This is a genomic window from Rubrivirga litoralis, from assembly GCF_031846415.1.
Lineage (GTDB): Bacteria > Bacteroidota > Rhodothermia > Rhodothermales > Rubricoccaceae > Rubrivirga > Rubrivirga litoralis.
On the sequence record NZ_JAVRHT010000001.1, the window covers coordinates 13,032 to 28,947 of the forward strand.

Consider the following 15,916-nt stretch of genomic DNA (forward strand, 5'->3'; position numbering starts at 1 on the left):
CCCGCCTAACCGCCCCGCCCGTAGGGACACCACGCATGGTGTCCCTACCGACCGCCGACGTGCCGAGACGACACCGAAACCACCCCACCCGCGCGGGAGCGGGGCGGGGCGGTCCCGCGTACGACGCGCCTCACCCCCACACGCCGATGCCCGACGACCCGACCCCACCCCGCCCCGACGCCGAGGGCGGGGCGGCGCCCGTCGACCTCCAGAACGTCGACTTCCACGAGATCGCCCGGCGCGGCGATGCCGAAGTGCTCTCTGTTTTCCTCGACGCGGGTCTCGACCCGGACCTGACGAATGAGCGCGGCCACACGCTCCTCATGGTCGCCGCCTACAACGACCAGCGCGAGGCCGTCGACCTCCTCCTCGACCGCGGCGCCGACGTCGACGCGCCCGACCCGGCCGGCAACACGCCGCTCGCCGGCCTGTGCTTCAAGGGCTACACGTCGCTCGCGGAGCGGCTGATCGCGGGCGGGGCGGACGTCGAGGCGCGCAACGGCTCCGGCGCGACGCCGCTCCAGATGGCCGTCACGTTCGGGCCGCCCGACATGGTGGCGCTCCTCCTGGCGCACGGCGCCGACCCGGCCGCGACTGACGGGGCGGGGCGGTCGGCGCTCGACCTCGCGCGCGCCCACGGCCGCGCGGACGTGGTGGCGATGCTGGAGGCGGCGGGCGGGGCGGCATAGCTCGGCCCGCCCCGCCCGCGGGCAGATGTGGCAGCGGGCGGGGAGCCGCCCCGCCCCACGGGCCAGGCAGAGGCGGCACTGATCTTTGCAGAGCCTTGACAAGCCCTTCGACAATCCCTATTCTCGTCTCGAACGTTCGCAACGTTTCAAACGCGAAGCAGACGTTCTCCCGTTCCTTCCATGCCCTCCCCCCTCACCCCCTCCCAGCGCGACCTCGTCCACGAGTTCGGGTCGATCTACGAGCAGTACGGGTCTCAGCGGCTGAAGGGCCTCCTCGTGGGGCTCCTCCTGGTCCAGCCGGACCCGCTCTCGCTCGACGACATGGCCGAGCTCCTCGGCCGGAGCAAGGGGCCGATCTCGACGGCCGTCCGCGACCTCTCGGCGACCGGCCTCGTCCGCAAGGTCGACGGCGCGAACGCCCGGCGCGACTACTACGCGGCCCACCCCGACCTCTTCCTGAACAACTTCAAGCACAACATGGCCATCGTCCGGAAAAACCGGCGGACGGCCGAGCAGTTCTTGAACGAGATGGACGGGGACGACGCGCACGCCGAGGCGCTCCGCAACCTGGACCAGATGCGGGCCTTCTACACGCTCATGGAGTCCTTCTACGAGGACTTCGCCGAGCGGTGGGAGGCCGAGTCCGCCCGGCTGAACGGGCGCGGCTAGCGTCTGCACCTGGAAGCGCTTCGAGGGCGGGGCGGGCCACACCCCCACCCCCATGCCCCGTTTGCTCGCGAGCCTCCTCCTCGGCGCCCTCCTCACGGGCGCCGCCGCCGCCCAAGACGCCCGCTTCGAGGGCCGCGTGACGCAGGCCGGGAGCGGCGAGCCGCTCATCGGCGCGACGGTCGTCCTCGAAGGGACCGTCTACGGCGTGGCCACCGACACCGACGGCCGCTACGGGTTTTCCGCCCCGCCCGGCGCCTACGTGCTCACGGCGTCCTACGTGGGCTACGAGGGCGTGCGCCGCGAGGTCCGCCCCGCCCCCGGCGAGGTCGTGGCCGCGGACTTCGTGCTGGAGGAGGCGGCCTCGGCCGTGAGCGAGGTGGTCGTGACGGGCGCCAGCCGGCGGGCCGAGAAGCTGACCGACTCGCCAGCGACGGTCCAGGTGATCTCGGCGGCCGAGCTCGAGGCGTTCCCCGGGTTCTCGTACGAGCAGGCTCTGGCCCGGCTCAAGGGCGTCGACTTCGTGCGGACCGGGATCAGCGGCGTCGGCATCAATGCGCGCGGGTTCAACAGCGCGTTCAACTCGAAGATGCTCCTGCTCACCGACGGCCGGCGCTCGATCATCCCGGGCAACGGGCTCCCGCTCGGGAACATGAACACGGTGACGAAGGAGGACGTCGACCGCGTCGAGGTCATCCTCGGACCGTCGTCGGCGCTCTACGGGCCGAACGCGCACAACGGCATCATCAACGTGATCACGAAGGACCCGCGCAACACGCCCGGCCTCACGCTGACCGCCGAGGGCGGGGCGGGCGGGGCCGACGCCAGCGTCTACTCGGTCCGCGGCCGCTACGCGCAGGCGTTCGCCGACAAGCGGTTCGCGCTCAAGCTGACGGGCGAGTACACGGGCGGCACCGACTTCGCCTTCGACGACTCGGTCTACGTCGCGACGCCGGCCGGGACCGTGGCCGTCAACGAGGACCCCAGCCTCGACGTGAGCCACGCGCGGGGCGGGGCGGACCTGTTCTACAGCCCGGTGCCCGACGCCGACGTCGTCCTCTCGTACTCGGCCAGCCGGAACGACTACCTCGGCGTCACGAACCTGGGCCGCAACCAGATCGACGACTGGAGCGTCCAGGTCCTCCAGCTCCGGGCGACGACCCCGCGCTTTTTCGCGCAGGCGTACCAGACGTGGAGCAACTCGGGCCAGACGTTCGCGCTCCAGAACCGGGCGCCGCTCCTGCTCGCCGGCGTGGACGCGGACGAGGCCCGCGAGCGGGCCCGGTTCAAGGACCAGTCCTCGCGGTTCAACGCCGAGGCCCAGTTCAACGACACGCTCTACGGGTTCGGCATCGTCGCCGGGGCGGACTACGAGCGCGAGGAGGCCGTGAGCTCGGGGACCTACCTCAGCGACACGACGGGCACGGGCCTGGTCTTTAGCCGCTACGGCGTCGCGCTCCAGCTCGAGCGCCAGCTTGTCGGGACGCTCCGGGCGGTCGGGGCGGGGCGGTACGACTACCAGGAAAACTACGGGAGCCAGTTCTCGCCCAAGCTCGGGCTGGTCTACGGGCTCGGCGGGCAGCTCGGGTCGCTCCGCGTGACCTACGGGCAGGCGTTCCTCGCGCCGAGCGTGCTCCAGCAGGAGCTGTACATCCCGCTCGGGGCGACGGCCACCGGCGTCCCCATCGTGGCGCGGGGGAACGCGCAGGGCTACACCGTGCTGAACGCGCAGGGGCAGGCGGAGACGGTGGACCCGCTCGTGCCCGAGGTCGTCCGCACGGTCGAGGTTGGGTACAAGGGGCTCCCCTCCGGCCGCCTGTTCGTGGACGTGAACGCCTACTATTCGACCGAGGACAACTTCGTCTCGCCGCTCTCGGGGATCGGGTTCGCCACGGCGACGGGCACGGGCGACGACGCGTTCCAGCGGCAGGAGGTCGTGCTGACGTACCGCAACTTCGGCGAGGTCGCGTCCTACGGGGCGGACCTCGGGCTCACGTACTTCCTCAACGACCGGATCACGATCGGGGGCACGTACTCGTTTTTCGACTCGGACATCGACGAGGAGTCGTTCGACCTCAACAACGACGGCGTGGTCTCGCCCAACGAGATCTCGCTGAACACACCGGGCCACAAGGGCTCGCTGTCCTTCACGGCCCGCGACGTCGGAATGGCTGGGCTCTCGGCCGCGCTCACCGTCCGCGGCGTCTCGCAGTACTCGTTCGTCTCCGGCCGCCACTTCGCCTCGGACCAGCAGGAGGGCGAGCGCGTGGTCCTGACAACGCCGGGCGGGGCGGTCCCGTTCAACTACAACTACGGCCCGCTCGGCGGCTTCGTGACGGCCGACGTGAGCGCGGGCTACCAGTTCACGCCGACGCTCCAGGTCGGGGCCGCGGTGACGAACCTGTTCGGGGTCGAGCAGCGCGAGTTCGTCGGCTCGCCGCCGACGCCCACGTTCGTAACCGCCTCGCTCAAGACGACGCTCCCGGCGTTCGGCCGGTAAGGAATCGGGCGGGGCGGCTGATCGCTTTCCCACCCCGCCCCCGGCGGCACCACCCCGCCGGCTCATCACGGACACAGCAAGCCGTGTCCCTACTCCGCTCTCATCTATGACACTCGAAGGAAAAGTCGCCGTCGTCACCGGCGGCGCGCAGGGCATCGGCCGCGCCACGTGCGAGCGGTTCGTCCGCGACGGCGCGCGCGTCGTGATCGCCGATCTCGCCGAGGACGCGGGCCACGAGCTGGCCGACCGCCTGGGCGGGGCGGCCGTATTCGTCCGCACCGACGTCGCCGACGCGGAGAGCGCGGGCGGGGCGGTGCAGGCGGCCGTCGACGCGTTCGGCGGGCTCGACGTGCTCGTCAACAACGCCGGCATCACGCGCGACGCGACGCTGGGGAAGATGACGGGCGATCAGTTCGACGCCGTCGTGTCGGTGAACCTGAAGGGCGTCTACCTGTGCACGCAGGCGGCCCTCCCCCACCTCGACGCGCGCGGGGGCGGGGCGGTCCTCAACGCGGCGAGCGTCGTGGCCCACACCGGCAACTTCGGCCAGACCAACTACGTGGCGACGAAGGCCGGCGTGATCGGGATGACGAAGACGTGGGCGCGCGAACTGGGCCGTAAGGGGATCCGCGTGAACGCGGTCGCCCCAGGCTTCGTGGCGACGGAGATGGTCAAGACGGTGCCGGAGAAGGTGCTCGGGCCGCTCCGCGACAAGACTCCGCTCGGGCGGCTCGGCGAGCCCGAGGACGTCGCGGCGGCCTACGCCTTCCTCGCCTCCGACGACGCCCGCTTTATCACGGGCGCCGTGCTCAACGTGGACGGTGGGCTGGTTTTGTAGGGGGTACGGGGGGTGAGGTACGGGGTACAGGGTACGCGGTACGGCCGCCCCGCCCGGCCTCCCACTCCGCCCCGCCCGTCGGTTGGCTGCCCACCCCGCCCGCGTGCCGTCGCCGGCCCCACCGCCCCGCCCCCGCCGTTGCATGCGACGGCGCTACGACCTACCAGCCGCCCCGCCCGCGCCCCCCCCCCTCTGTACCCCGTACCTCGTACCCCGTACCTCGTACCCCGTCCCCCCCCATGCGCCGCGCCCAGATCCTCGGGACCGGACTCTACGCGCCCGAGCGCGTCGTCCCCAACAGCCACTTCGACGAGATGTACGGCGAGGACGTCTCGAGCTTTCTCGTCGAGCGCCGCAACATCCGCGAGCGGCGCTACGCCGCCGAGGGCGAGACGACGAGCGACTTGGTGGTCGGGGCCGCACGCGAGGCGCTCGCGGCGTCGGGCACGCACGCCGAGGACCTCGACCTTATCGTGGTCTCGACCGACACGCCGGACTACCTCTCGCCCTCGACGGCGGCCGTCGTGCAGCACAAGCTGGGCGCGACGGGCGCCGGCTCGTTCGACCTCAACACGGCGTGCGCCGGGTTCGTGACGGCGCTCGACGTGGCGAACAAGTACGTGGTCGCCGACGACCCGGAGCGGCCGCAGTACCGGCGCGTGCTCGTGGCCGGGGCTTACCTCATGAGCCGGTTTATCGACTACCGGCACAAGAACACAGCGACTCTCTTCGCCGACGGCGCCGGCGCCGTGGTCCTGGGGCCGACCGAAGGGCGGGGCGGCGTGCTCGCGAGCGAGCTCGAGACGCGCGGCGAGTTCGCCGAGCACATGGGGATCTACGTGGGCGGGGCGGCCGCGCCCGCGACGGCTGAGCGCGTGGCGGCGCAGGAGCACCTGCTCCAGTTCCGAGAGAAGTTCCCCCGCGAGTTCAATCGCGAGTCGTGGAGCGCCGTCGCCCGCCGCCTGACCGAGCGCGTCGGCGTGGACGTCGCGGACGTGGACCACTGGGTCTTTACCCAGATCAACGTCGAGAGCATCCGCGAGACGATGGCGCTCCTGGAGCAGCCGATGGATAAGGCTGTCCTCGTGATGGACCGCTACGGCTACACCGGCAGCGCGTGCGTCCCGATGGCGCTCGCGGACGCCGACCGCGAGGGCCGCTTCCGCGACGGCGACCTCGTCGTCCTGATCGCGTCCGGGGGCGGGGCAGCGATCGCCGGGCTCGCGCTCCGCTGGGGCGCGGGGGAACCGCCGGCACGTACGCAGGAACGCGTGTAGGCCCGAGACCAACCCCGCCCCGCCCTCTTCCCGCGCCGGCCCCGGCGCCGACCTGCCACCCCGCCCGCCATGACCGACACCGCCGTCTCCTGGGCCTTCTTCCTCGGCTACCTCGCGCTCGTGGGCGGGGCGGCGGCCGTGGGCATCCGCCGCGTGCAGGGGTTCGCGTCGTTCTCCGTCGGCGACCGGCGGACGAGCCCGGTGTGGGTCGGGCTCGCGCTGGCCGCCAACCTCACGAGCGCGGCGACCTTCGTCATCAACCCGGGGCTCATGTACCTCTACGGGCTCTCGGGGCTGTTGGGCTACGCCGTCGCCACCCCGCTCGGGATCTTTCTGGGGCTGGCGGTGCTGACCAAGGCGTTCCGCCGCGTGGGCGACAAGACGGCGGCGCTGACCGTCCCGCACTGGATCGCGGACCGCTACGGGAGCCGCGCGCTCCGGTTCTTTTTCGCCGGCCTCTCGCTCCTCCAGATCACGTTCTTGGTGCTCATCGTGGTCGGGCTCACGCTCGTGCTCTCGAACGTGCTCGGCGTGAGCCGCCCCGTTGCGATGGCCATGACGCTGGGGATCCCGCTCGTCTACGTGATGTGGGGCGGGGCGAGCGCGCACACGCTGACGAACTCGGTCCAGGCCGTGATCATGATCGTCGTGGCGGTGATCCTGATCGGGTCCGGGATCGGGCTCGTCGTCGGGGAGCCGGGGCTGCTGGCGCGGCTGGCGGCCATCGACCCCGTGCTCGCGGCGCCCGTCAACCCGGAGAGCCTGTTGTTCCGGAGCGTGTTCGAGGTGTTCGTCGCCAACTTCGCCGTCGGCGTGGCCGTGATCGTGCAGCCGCACGTGATGTCGAAGGCGCTCTACCTCCGCGACGAGCGCGACGTGAATGTGTACCTGGGCGTCGGCTTCGCGGCGCTCGTCCTCTTTTTCTCGGTCCTCGCCGTCGGCCTCTACGCCCGCGCGACGCTGGGCGGCGACCTCCTCCCGCCGGACCAGGTCGTGCCGACGTACCTCGTCGAGCGGTTCGGCGCCGTGACGCGGTCGGTCGTGACGGTCGGGCTCGTGGCCGCCGGGTTCTCGACGCTCGAAGGGCTGCTCGTGGCGCTCTCGACGATCTTCGCCAACGACGTCTACAAGCCGTTCGCGCGGCGGCGCGGCGTGTCCGAGGAGGAGGCCGACGGCCGGGCCATCCGGTTCTCGAAGGCGTTCCTCGTCGCGCTCGTGCCCGTCGTCGCGGTCCTCTCGTGGGGCCAGATCGTCGACCCCAACCTGTCGGTCGCGATCCTGGCGCAGAACGGGGTCTACGGCCTGTTCGCCGCGACCTTCGTGCCCATCCTGTTCGGCGTGTTCGTCCCCCGCGTGACGACGGGCGGGGTGGCGGCGGCGGCCGTCGCGGCGCTCCTCGTCCACTTCGGGATGTACTACGGCGAGGTCGGGCCGTACTGGAACAACCCGGCCGTGCCCGCGACGTTCGCGCTCGCCACGAGCGCGGCCGTGGCCGGGCTCTCGCTCCTCGTCGCCCGGCGCCCGCCGGACACCGAGCCCGCCGCGCTCGGCCGCGCCGCCGAGGCCGCCGCCCCGCTCTCGTGACCGGCCGCCCCGCCCCCACGCCCATGGACCCGACGCGGACCGACTGGCTGGAGCGCCAGGCCCTCTACCGCCCCGCCCGCCCGGCCGTCGTGTGGGACCCGACCGGCGAGACGCTGACGTACGGCGACCTCGACCGCCTCGGGGCCAGCCTTGCGCGCTCGCTCGCCGAGCGGTTCGGCGTCGGGCGGGGCGGGCGCGTGGCCGTGCTCGCCGAGAACAGCCTGGAGCACGTTCTTTTATTTGCGGCGTGCCAGAAGGCCGGCTTCGTGCTGGTGCCGCTGAACTACCGGCTGACTGCCCCCGAAGTCGCGCACCTCGTCGGCGACAGCGACCCGGCCGTCGTGTTCGTGTCTGAAGAGTGCCGGCCGCTCGTTCTAGACGGCGTGCCGGTCGCCCCGCTCGCCGACGTCCGCGCGCTCGCCGAGGGCGGGGCGGGAGACACGGGCGGGGCGGGAGACACGGGCGGGGCGGCCGTCGCGGGCGGGGCGGCGCTCGACGACGCCGTCCTCCTCCTCTACACGAGCGGGACGACCGGGCGGCCCAAGGGCGCGCTCTACACGCACCGGATGCTCGTCTGGAACGCCGTCAACACCGGCATCCGCCTGAGCCTGACCGACGCCGACGTCTCGTTCAACGCCGCCCCGCTCTACCACACGGGCGGCTGGAACGTGCTCCTCACCCCGTTCCTCCTCTACGGCGGGACGACCGTCCTGCTGGACCGCTTCGACCCCGACCGGCTCCTCCGGCTCTGCGACGAGCGGCGGCTGACGATCCTGTGGGGCGTCCCGACGATGCTGGCGATGCTGGCTGAGAGCCCGGCGTTCGAGGGCGCGAATCTGGCGAGCGTGCGCTACGCGATTGTCGGCGGCGAGCCCATGCCCGCCCCGCTCACGCGCGTGTGGCAGGCGAAGGGCATCCCCGTCCGGCAGGGGTTCGGGATGACCGAGGTCGGGCCGAACTGCTTCTCGCTCCCCGAGGCCGACGCCGTCCGCAAGATGGGCTCGATCGGCTTCCCCAACCTGTTCCTCGACGTTCGCGTGGTCGACGGGGCGGGGCGGGACGTGGCGGCCGGCGAGACGGGCGAGCTCGTGTTCCGCGGGCCGGTCGTGACGCCGGGCTACTGGCGGAACCCCGAAGCCACGGCCGCCGCGTTCTTCGACGACGGCTGGTTCCGCTCGGGCGACCTCGTGCGCCAGGACGCCGAGGGCTACACGTACGTCGTCGGGCGGCTCAAGGAGATGTACATCTCGGGCGGCGAGAACGTGTACCCGGCCGAGGTCGAGGCCGCGCTCCGCGAGCACCCGGCCGTCGCCGAGGCCGCCGTCGTCGGCGTGCCCGACGCGCGGTGGGGCGAGGCCGGGTGCGCGTTCGTGGTCCCCGCCGCCGCCCCGCCCGACGCGGCCGCCCTCCTCGACCACTGCCGCGCGCACCTCGCCCGGTACAAGGTGCCCCGCGAGGTCCGTTTCCTGGACGCCCTGCCCGTCGGCCACAGCGGGAAGGTGCAGAAGACGGAGCTGGCTGCTCTTGTTTGAGCTGTTTGTCATTGGTCACTTGTCATTGAACCCTCCTTGTCCTGCTCGCCGCCCCGCCCGAGCGCGAACTGTTCGTTGGCACCAAATGACCAGTGACAAAGGACGAGCGACACCTCCCCGCCCATGATCGCCCTCCTCCTCGCCCTCGCCGTGCCCCTCGCTGCGCCCGCCGACACGACCCTCCCACACTACCCCGGCCCGGTCGAGGCCGTCGAGGTCGGCGGCCGCGCGCTGGCCGTGTACGACACGGGCGGGGCGGGCGAGCCCGTCGTGCTGGTCCATGGGTTAGGCTCGAACCTCTCGTTCTGGCGCGCGACGATCCCGGCGCTCGAAGCCGCCGGCCGCCGCGTGGTCGCGCTCGACCTGCCCGGCTACGGCCTCTCCGACAAGGCCGACGTGTCGGGGACGATGGCCGACTTTGCCGACGCCGTCGCGGGTGTGATGGACGCGCGTGGTGTCGACCAGGCCGACCTCGTCGGCGTGTCGATGGGCGGGCAGATCGCGCTCACGCTCGCGCTCGACCGCCCCGCCCGCGTGCGGCGGCTGGCGCTGTTGTCGCCGGCCGGCATCGAGACGTTCACGGACGCCGAGGCGGCGATGCTGAAGGGGCTCATGACGCCGGCGGCCATCGCGGCCACCCCGCCCGCGCAGGCCGAGGCGAATGTCCGCGCCAACTACTCGGCCTACGACGCCGACCGCGACGGGTGGATTCTGGAGCAGCGCGCCGCCGTCACGGCCCGCGACGACGTCCCCGACTACGCCGCCGCGAACGCCGCGAGCGTGGCCGGCATGCTCGACGGCCCGGTGCACGCGCGCCTGGGCGGGGTGGCCGCGCCGACGCTCGTGGTCTTCGGCGCCGACGACGCGCTCATCCCGAACCGCTACCTCCACCCCGCCCTCTCGACGGCGGCCGTGGCCGAGGCCGCCCGCGCGATCCCGAACGCTGAGGTCCACCTCGTGAGCGGGGCGGGGCACCTCGTGATGCTGGAGCGGCCGGACACGGTGAACGCGCTCCTCGTCGGGTTCCTGGCCGAGCCGGCGGATTAGCGGGTACGGGGTACGGTGCGGAACGCCCCGTCGAGGGCGGGGGGATCGGCCTGAGCCTGCGGGGAATCCGCGGAGTGCGGGCGGGGCGGGCGCGTCTGAGGAACGTCCCGCGTTCCGCCCCGCCCACGCTCCCCGCTGCCGTGCGCCTCGCCATTCTGCTCGCCCTCGCCGCCGCCCTCGCCCACCCCGCCCGCGCGCAGGAGGCGCCGGCCGACACGCTCGGCAGCGTGCTCGTCGAGGCGGCCCCGTTCGCGCTCGCCCCGGCGCGGGCGCCGCTCGCCCTCACGGTCCGCACGCGGACGCCGGCGGAGGTGGCGACGGACCCGGCCGTCGGGCTCGGCGCCGTGCTCGCCGGGCTCCCCGGCGTCTGGGTGTCGGACCGCGAGAGCTACGCGCAGGGCGAGCGGCTGCTCGTCCGCGGGCTGGGGTGGCGGGCGGCGTTCGGCGTGCGCGGCACGCACGTGCTCCTCGACGGCGTCCCGCTCACGCTGGCCGATGGGCAGACGCAGTTGAACGTGGTCGACCCCGCCCTCATCCACCGCGCCGAGGTCGTCCGCGGGCCGGCGTCGACGTTCTGGGGGAGCGGGGCGGGCGGCGTTGTCGCGCTCTCGACCGAGGCCGGGCCGGGCGCGCCGCGGCTCCGGGCGCGGGCGTTGGGCGGGTCGTACGGACTGGCGTCCGCGAGCGTCGCCGTCCGCCCCGCCCTCGGCGCCGGGCGGCGGCTGGCGGCGTGGGGGTCGTACCTCGGCGAGAGCGGCTACCGCGACCACGGCGCCGTCCGCCAGGCGCGCGCCGGCGTCTCGGGCGGGGCGGACCTGGGCGCGGGCCGCGAGGTGTCGGTGGTAGGGCTCCTGGCCGTCGTGCCGCGGGCCGAGTCGCCGGGCGGGATCACGGCCGAGGCGTTCCGCGAGGACCCGCGCCAGACGCGGCCGATCACGGTCGAGCGGGACGCGAGCAAGGAGCTCGTGCAGGGCCACGCCGCCGTCTCCTACGCCCAGCCGCTGGGGTCCGTCCGCCTGCGGGCCACGGCGACGGGCGGCGTGCGGACGCTCGACAACCCGATCGTCCCCCGCTACATCCAGCTCGACCGGACGACCGCCGGCCTCCGCGTGACGGCCGAGGGCGGGGCGGCGCTCGCGTGGGGGCTGGGGCTGGAGGGCGAGCTCCAGCGCGACGACCGCCTCGAAACGTCGAACGCGGACGGCGATCCCGGCCCGGACGTGCTCACCGACCAGGTCGAGACCGTCCGCTCGGGCGCCGTGTTCGGCCGGCTCTCCGCCCCGCTCGGGCCGCTCACGGCGACCGCCGCGCTCCGCGCCGACCTCCTCGGCTACCGCGCCGACGTGGAGGGCGGGGCGGACGGCGGGGCCGAGACGCGCACGCTCGGGGCCGTCAGCCCGTCCGTCGGCCTCGCGGCGCCGTGGCGGGCGGGCGGCGTCGCGGGGACCGCCTACGCGAACGTGGCCGGCGCCCTCGACGCACCGACGACGACGGAGTTGGGCAACCGGCCGGGCGGCCTCGCCGGCTTCAACCCCGACCTCCGCCCGGAGCGGACGTGGGGCGCCGAGGCCGGCGCCCGCGCCACGGTGCCGGTCGGGGGCGGGGCGGTCGGGCTCGACGCGGCCGTCTTCGCGGCGGCCGTCCGCGACCTGCTCGTCCCGTTCGAGGAAGACGACGTCACGTTTTACCGCAACGAGGGCCGCACGCGGCACGTCGGCGTCGAGGTCGGCGTGCAGCCGCTCGGGCTCCCGCTCGGCCCCGGCCGCCTCGACGGCGCCGCGTCGTACGCCTGGACGCGCGCCCGCTTTACCGAGAGCGCGGGCGGCCTCGCCGTCGACGGCAACGCCGTGCCGGGCGTGCCCGATCACCTCGCAACAGGCACGCTCACCTGGACCGCCCCGCCCGTTGTGCTCGGCGCGAGCGGGGAGGCCGCGAGCGGCTACGTCGCCGACAGCCAGAACGAGCAGGCCGTCGACGGCTACCTCGTCGTCCACCTCCGGGCGGCGCTCGCCGGCCTCCGCGTGGGGCGCGGCGCAACGGTCAGCCCGTTCGTCGCCGTCCGCAACGTGGGCGGCGTGCGGTACGCGGGGTCGGTCGTGGTCAACGCCTTCGGCGGCCGCTACGTGGAGCCGGGGGCGGGGCGGCACGTCCAGGCCGGCGTGTCGGTGGCGCTGGACTGAGGGCGGAGCGGTGGAGGAGGAGAGGGAAGAGAAGACGAGGGCGCGGAGGGCCGGGGCCGTCGAGGCGCTGGCGACGGAGAGTCCTCCCCTCCTCTACGCCTGCTCTCTTCCACCCCGCCCGCGCTCTTTGCACCTCGCCTGCCGCTGCGAGCGGGCGGGGCGGGGCGGGGCGGCCGTAGCTTTCGGCCGCGCCCAGGCACGGACGCAATCAAGAACCTTATGCTCCTGTGCCCAAACTGCCACACGGAACAGCACGACGGGTACGGACGCTATGGAGGGTCAAGCCGATAGGTGACGGCAGCGGTCTTGAAAACCGTCGAGGCGCGGAAGCGCCCTTGAGGGTTCGATTCCCTCACCCTCCGCCGAGGCGGCCGCCCCGCCCATCGGGCGCGGCCGCAACCTGGGGTCGCTCCGCCCGTTGAGGGCGCCGTCTCCCCCACCGGGTCTGCCCGCCGCCGATGCGCCGTCTGCTCCTGCTCGCCGTCCTCACGGCGCTCGCCGCCCCGCCCGCGGCCGCCCAGTTCCTGGCCCCCGACACCGTCGGCACGCCGCTCACGCTGGCCGAGGCCATCCGCCTGGCCGTCGAGCAGAGCCCCGAGGTCCGGCGGTCCGAGCTCGCCGACCGCTCGCTGGGGTCGGCCGTGCGCGCGGCGCGGGCGGGGCGGCTGCCCACGCTCCAGGCCAGAGTGACGCCGCAGCAGAGCTACGGGCTCGCGTTCGACCAGACGACGGGGCAGGTCGCGTCGCAGACCGTCGAGCAGGCCGGGTTCAGCGTGTTCGGGCAACTCCCGATCTACGACGGCGGCCGGATCGGCGCGACCATTCGCCAGGTCGAGCTCGAGCGCGACGCCACGGCAGCCGGCCTCGAACGGACGCGGCAGGAGGTGGCGCTCGACGTGGCCCAGGGGTTCTTGCAGCTCCTGCTCGACCGCGAGATCGTCGAGATCCAGGCCGAGCAGCTCGCGGCCGCCGAGGGTCAGCTCGCGCGCGTGGCCGAGCTCGTCGAGGCCGGCGCCCGCCCGCGTGGCGATCTCATCGCCCAGCAGTCTGTCGTCGCCGAGCGCCAGACGGCGCTCGTCGAGGCGCGCGGAGCGGTCGCGCTCGACCGCGTGACGCTGGTCCAGGCGATCGGGCTGGACCCGGCCGGCGCCTACCGCTTTGTCGGCCCCGACGCCGAGGCGCTCGCCGTGACCGGCGCACTGGCCTACGCGCCCCGCCCCGCCCCGGCGCTCGTCGCCGCCGCCCGCGAGGGGCGGTCCGACCGCCGCGCGCAGCTCCTCCGCATCCAGGCCGCCGAGGCCGCCGTCGGCGTCGCGCGGGCGTCCGGGCGGCCGAGCCTCGCGCTCACGGGCCAGGTCGGGACCGGGTACTCCAGCCTCCAGCGCCAGCTCACCAACCCCGACGCCATCCAGCCGACCGTCCCCGTCACGCTCGCGGACGGGACCGAGGTGTTCGTCGGGGGCGCCCCGTTTACGGTCCCGACCGGCTCGCCGGCCCTGGAGCAGACGCCGTTTTTCGACCAGTTCGCCGACAACCGGAGCGGGTCGCTCGAGCTCTCGCTCACGGTCCCCATCTTCGACCGCTTCCAGACGCGGCGCGGCGTGACGGAGGCCCAGGTCGCCGTCGAGGACGCCCGGATCGCGCTCGAAACGCTGGACCGGGCCGTCGCCGCCGACGTGCTCCAGTCGGTCGTCCAGGCCGAGACGGCGCAGGCGCGGCTCGCCGCGGCGCGGGTCCAGGCCGAAGCCGCCGCCGCCGCCCTCCGCGTCGAGCGCGACCGCTACCTGTTCGGGGCCGGCACGCTCTACGACGTGGCCGAGGCGCAGGCCCGGCTCGCCGAGGCCGAAGGCGCCCGCGCCCAGGCCGCCTACACGCTCGTCTTCCGCGTCGCCCTCGTCCGCCTCGCCGTCGGCGACGTCGACGTGGCCGGCCTCGCCGACCAGATCACCGGCGAGTAGCGGGCGGGGCGGGGTGGGAATACGAGAAGAGGCACGGAGGGGGAAGAGGCGTCTCCGCCGCCAGCGCCGCGCCGATTCCGCCCTCTCCCTCCTCTTCGCGCCCCCTCCTCTTCTCCCCCCCGCCCCGCGCAACCTCCGCCCGCCCCGCCCGTCGAGGCTCCACCCCGCCCACCCCGCCCCATGAGCCCCACTAAGAAAATCCTGATCGGCCTCGGCGTCGCCGTCGTGCTCCTCGTCGTCGTGGCCGCCCTGCTCGGCGGGGGCGACGAGGGCCTGGCCGTCGAGACGTCCGAGGCCCGCGTCCGCTCGATCACTGAGACCGTGACGGCGGCGGGGACCGTCGCCTCCGAGGTCGAGGTCGTCGTGTCGTCCGACGTGTCGGGCGAGATCGTGCTCCTGGCGGTCCAGGAGGGCGACCGCGTCGAGGCGGGCCAGCTCCTGCTCCGCATCCGCCCCGACATCTACGCCTCGCAGGTCGAGCAGGCGCAGACCCAGGTGACGGCGGCCCAGAGCGGCGTCGGCGAGGCGCGCGGGTCGGTGGCCGAGGCCGAGCAGGCCGTGACGCAGGCGCGCGCCGACGTGGCCCAGGCGACGGCCGACCGCGAGCGGGCCGAGCGCGCCTACAAGCGCCAGCAGGACCTGTTCGAGCGCGACGTGGTCTCGGCCGCCGACCTCGAAGCGGCGCGCGGGACGTTTGAGGTGGCCCAGGCCGCCGAGCGGTCGGCGCGCGAGCGCGTGGGCGGGGCGGAGGCCCGCGTCGCCACGTCGCGGGGCCGCGTGCGGAGCGCGCAGGCCCAGGCGCAGGGCGCTCAGGCTCAGGCCCGCGAGGCCGGCCAGCAGCTGGCCAAGACCGCCATCTACGCCCCCATCACGGGCACCGTCACCCAGCTCAACGTCGAGCTCGGCGAGCGGATCGTGGGGACGGCCCAGATGACGGGGACCGAGCTCATGCGCATCGCCCGGCTGGACGCGATGACGATGGAGATCGACGTGAACGAGAACGACGTCGTCCGCGTCGCGACCGGCGACTCGGCCCGCGTCGAGGTCGACGCCTACCCCGACGACCCGCTGGGCGGGAGCGTCGTCGAGATCGCCAACTCGGCCCGGATCGAGAACGTGGGCACGACGCAGGCGACCACCAACTTCCCCGTCGTCGTCCGCCTCGCGGCCGTGGGCGCCGACGCGGGCGGGGCGGGCATCAACGAGCGCCCGCGCGCGCCCGGCCCCGCCCTCCGGCCGGGCATGAGCGGGACGGTCGACATCTACACGCGGACGGTCCCGAACGCCGTCGTGGTCCCCATCCAGGCCGTGACCGTCCGCGACTTTAACGAGGTCGAGCGCGAGCGGCGGCGCCAGGCCGAGGCCGCCGGCGAGGCCATCCCCGACGCGCCGGTCCCGGACGGCGAGGACCTCCGCCGCGTCGTGTTCGTGGTCGAGGACGGCACGGCTGTCTTGCGCGAGGTCGAGACCGGCATCTCCGACGACACCCACATCGAGGTCCGCAGCGGGCTGACCGGCGGCGAGACCGTGATCTCCGGCCCGTTCCGGCTCCTCCGCACCGAGATCTCCGACGCCGACGCCGTCCGCGAGAGCGACGGGGCCGTCGTGGAGGAGGACGAGTAGCAGGCGCCGCCCCCGCCCCGCC

The 15,916-nt window shown here is 74.0% G+C and carries 12 protein-coding genes and 1 tRNA gene; all 13 read left to right on the forward strand.

All coding sequences use genetic code 11. The features are described from left to right. Positions 1–146 precede the first annotated feature (146 nt). Positions 147–689, forward strand: coding sequence for an ankyrin repeat domain-containing protein (locus tag RM540_RS00060; protein WP_311661048.1), 543 nt, complete (start codon positions 147–149; stop codon positions 687–689). A 180-nt stretch (positions 690–869) separates the two neighbouring features. After that, positions 870–1,358: a GbsR/MarR family transcriptional regulator gene (locus RM540_RS00065; RefSeq protein WP_311661050.1), complete on the forward strand. Its 489-nt coding sequence runs from the start codon at positions 870–872 to the stop codon at positions 1,356–1,358. A 52-nt stretch (positions 1,359–1,410) separates the two neighbouring features. After that, on the forward strand, positions 1,411–3,855 hold the full coding sequence (locus RM540_RS00070) for a TonB-dependent receptor (protein ID WP_311661052.1): 2,445 nt from the start codon (positions 1,411–1,413) through the stop codon (positions 3,853–3,855). Positions 3,856–3,961: 106 nt separating this feature from the next. Further along, on the forward strand, positions 3,962–4,693 hold the full coding sequence (gene fabG, locus RM540_RS00075) for a 3-oxoacyl-ACP reductase FabG (RefSeq protein WP_311661054.1): 732 nt from the start codon (positions 3,962–3,964) through the stop codon (positions 4,691–4,693). 239 nt (positions 4,694–4,932) lie between these two features. Then, entirely contained in the window at positions 4,933–5,970 is a 1,038-nt protein-coding gene (locus tag RM540_RS00080; RefSeq protein ID WP_311661056.1) for a 3-oxoacyl-ACP synthase III family protein, read from the forward strand. Positions 5,971–6,039: 69 nt separating this feature from the next. Continuing rightward, positions 6,040–7,554, forward strand: a complete 1,515-nt coding sequence (locus tag RM540_RS00085; protein ID WP_311661057.1) for a sodium:solute symporter family transporter — start codon at positions 6,040–6,042, stop codon at positions 7,552–7,554. 23 nt (positions 7,555–7,577) lie between these two features. After that, entirely contained in the window at positions 7,578–9,086 is a 1,509-nt protein-coding gene (locus RM540_RS00090) for an AMP-binding protein (RefSeq protein WP_311661059.1), read from the forward strand. Positions 9,087–9,209: 123 nt separating this feature from the next. Next, positions 9,210–10,133: an alpha/beta fold hydrolase gene (locus tag RM540_RS00095; RefSeq protein WP_311661060.1), complete on the forward strand. Its 924-nt coding sequence runs from the start codon at positions 9,210–9,212 to the stop codon at positions 10,131–10,133. A gap of 140 nt (positions 10,134–10,273) precedes the next feature. Beyond that, positions 10,274–12,313: a TonB-dependent receptor domain-containing protein gene (locus tag RM540_RS00100; RefSeq protein WP_311661061.1), complete on the forward strand. Its 2,040-nt coding sequence runs from the start codon at positions 10,274–10,276 to the stop codon at positions 12,311–12,313. Positions 12,314–12,457: 144 nt separating this feature from the next. Continuing rightward, positions 12,458–12,604: an HNH endonuclease gene (locus RM540_RS16460; protein WP_409945955.1), complete on the forward strand. Its 147-nt coding sequence runs from the start codon at positions 12,458–12,460 to the stop codon at positions 12,602–12,604. After that, a tRNA-Ser gene (locus RM540_RS00105) sits at positions 12,587–12,675 on the forward strand. Before RM540_RS16460 ends, RM540_RS00105 begins: the two co-directional genes overlap by 18 nt. Positions 12,676–12,771: 96 nt before the next feature. Next, positions 12,772–14,271, forward strand: coding sequence for a TolC family protein (locus RM540_RS00110; protein WP_311661062.1), 1,500 nt, complete (start codon positions 12,772–12,774; stop codon positions 14,269–14,271). A 180-nt stretch (positions 14,272–14,451) separates the two neighbouring features. Further along, positions 14,452–15,894, forward strand: a complete 1,443-nt coding sequence (locus tag RM540_RS00115) for an HlyD family secretion protein (RefSeq protein WP_311661064.1) — start codon at positions 14,452–14,454, stop codon at positions 15,892–15,894. The last annotated feature ends 22 nt before the right edge of the window (positions 15,895–15,916 follow it).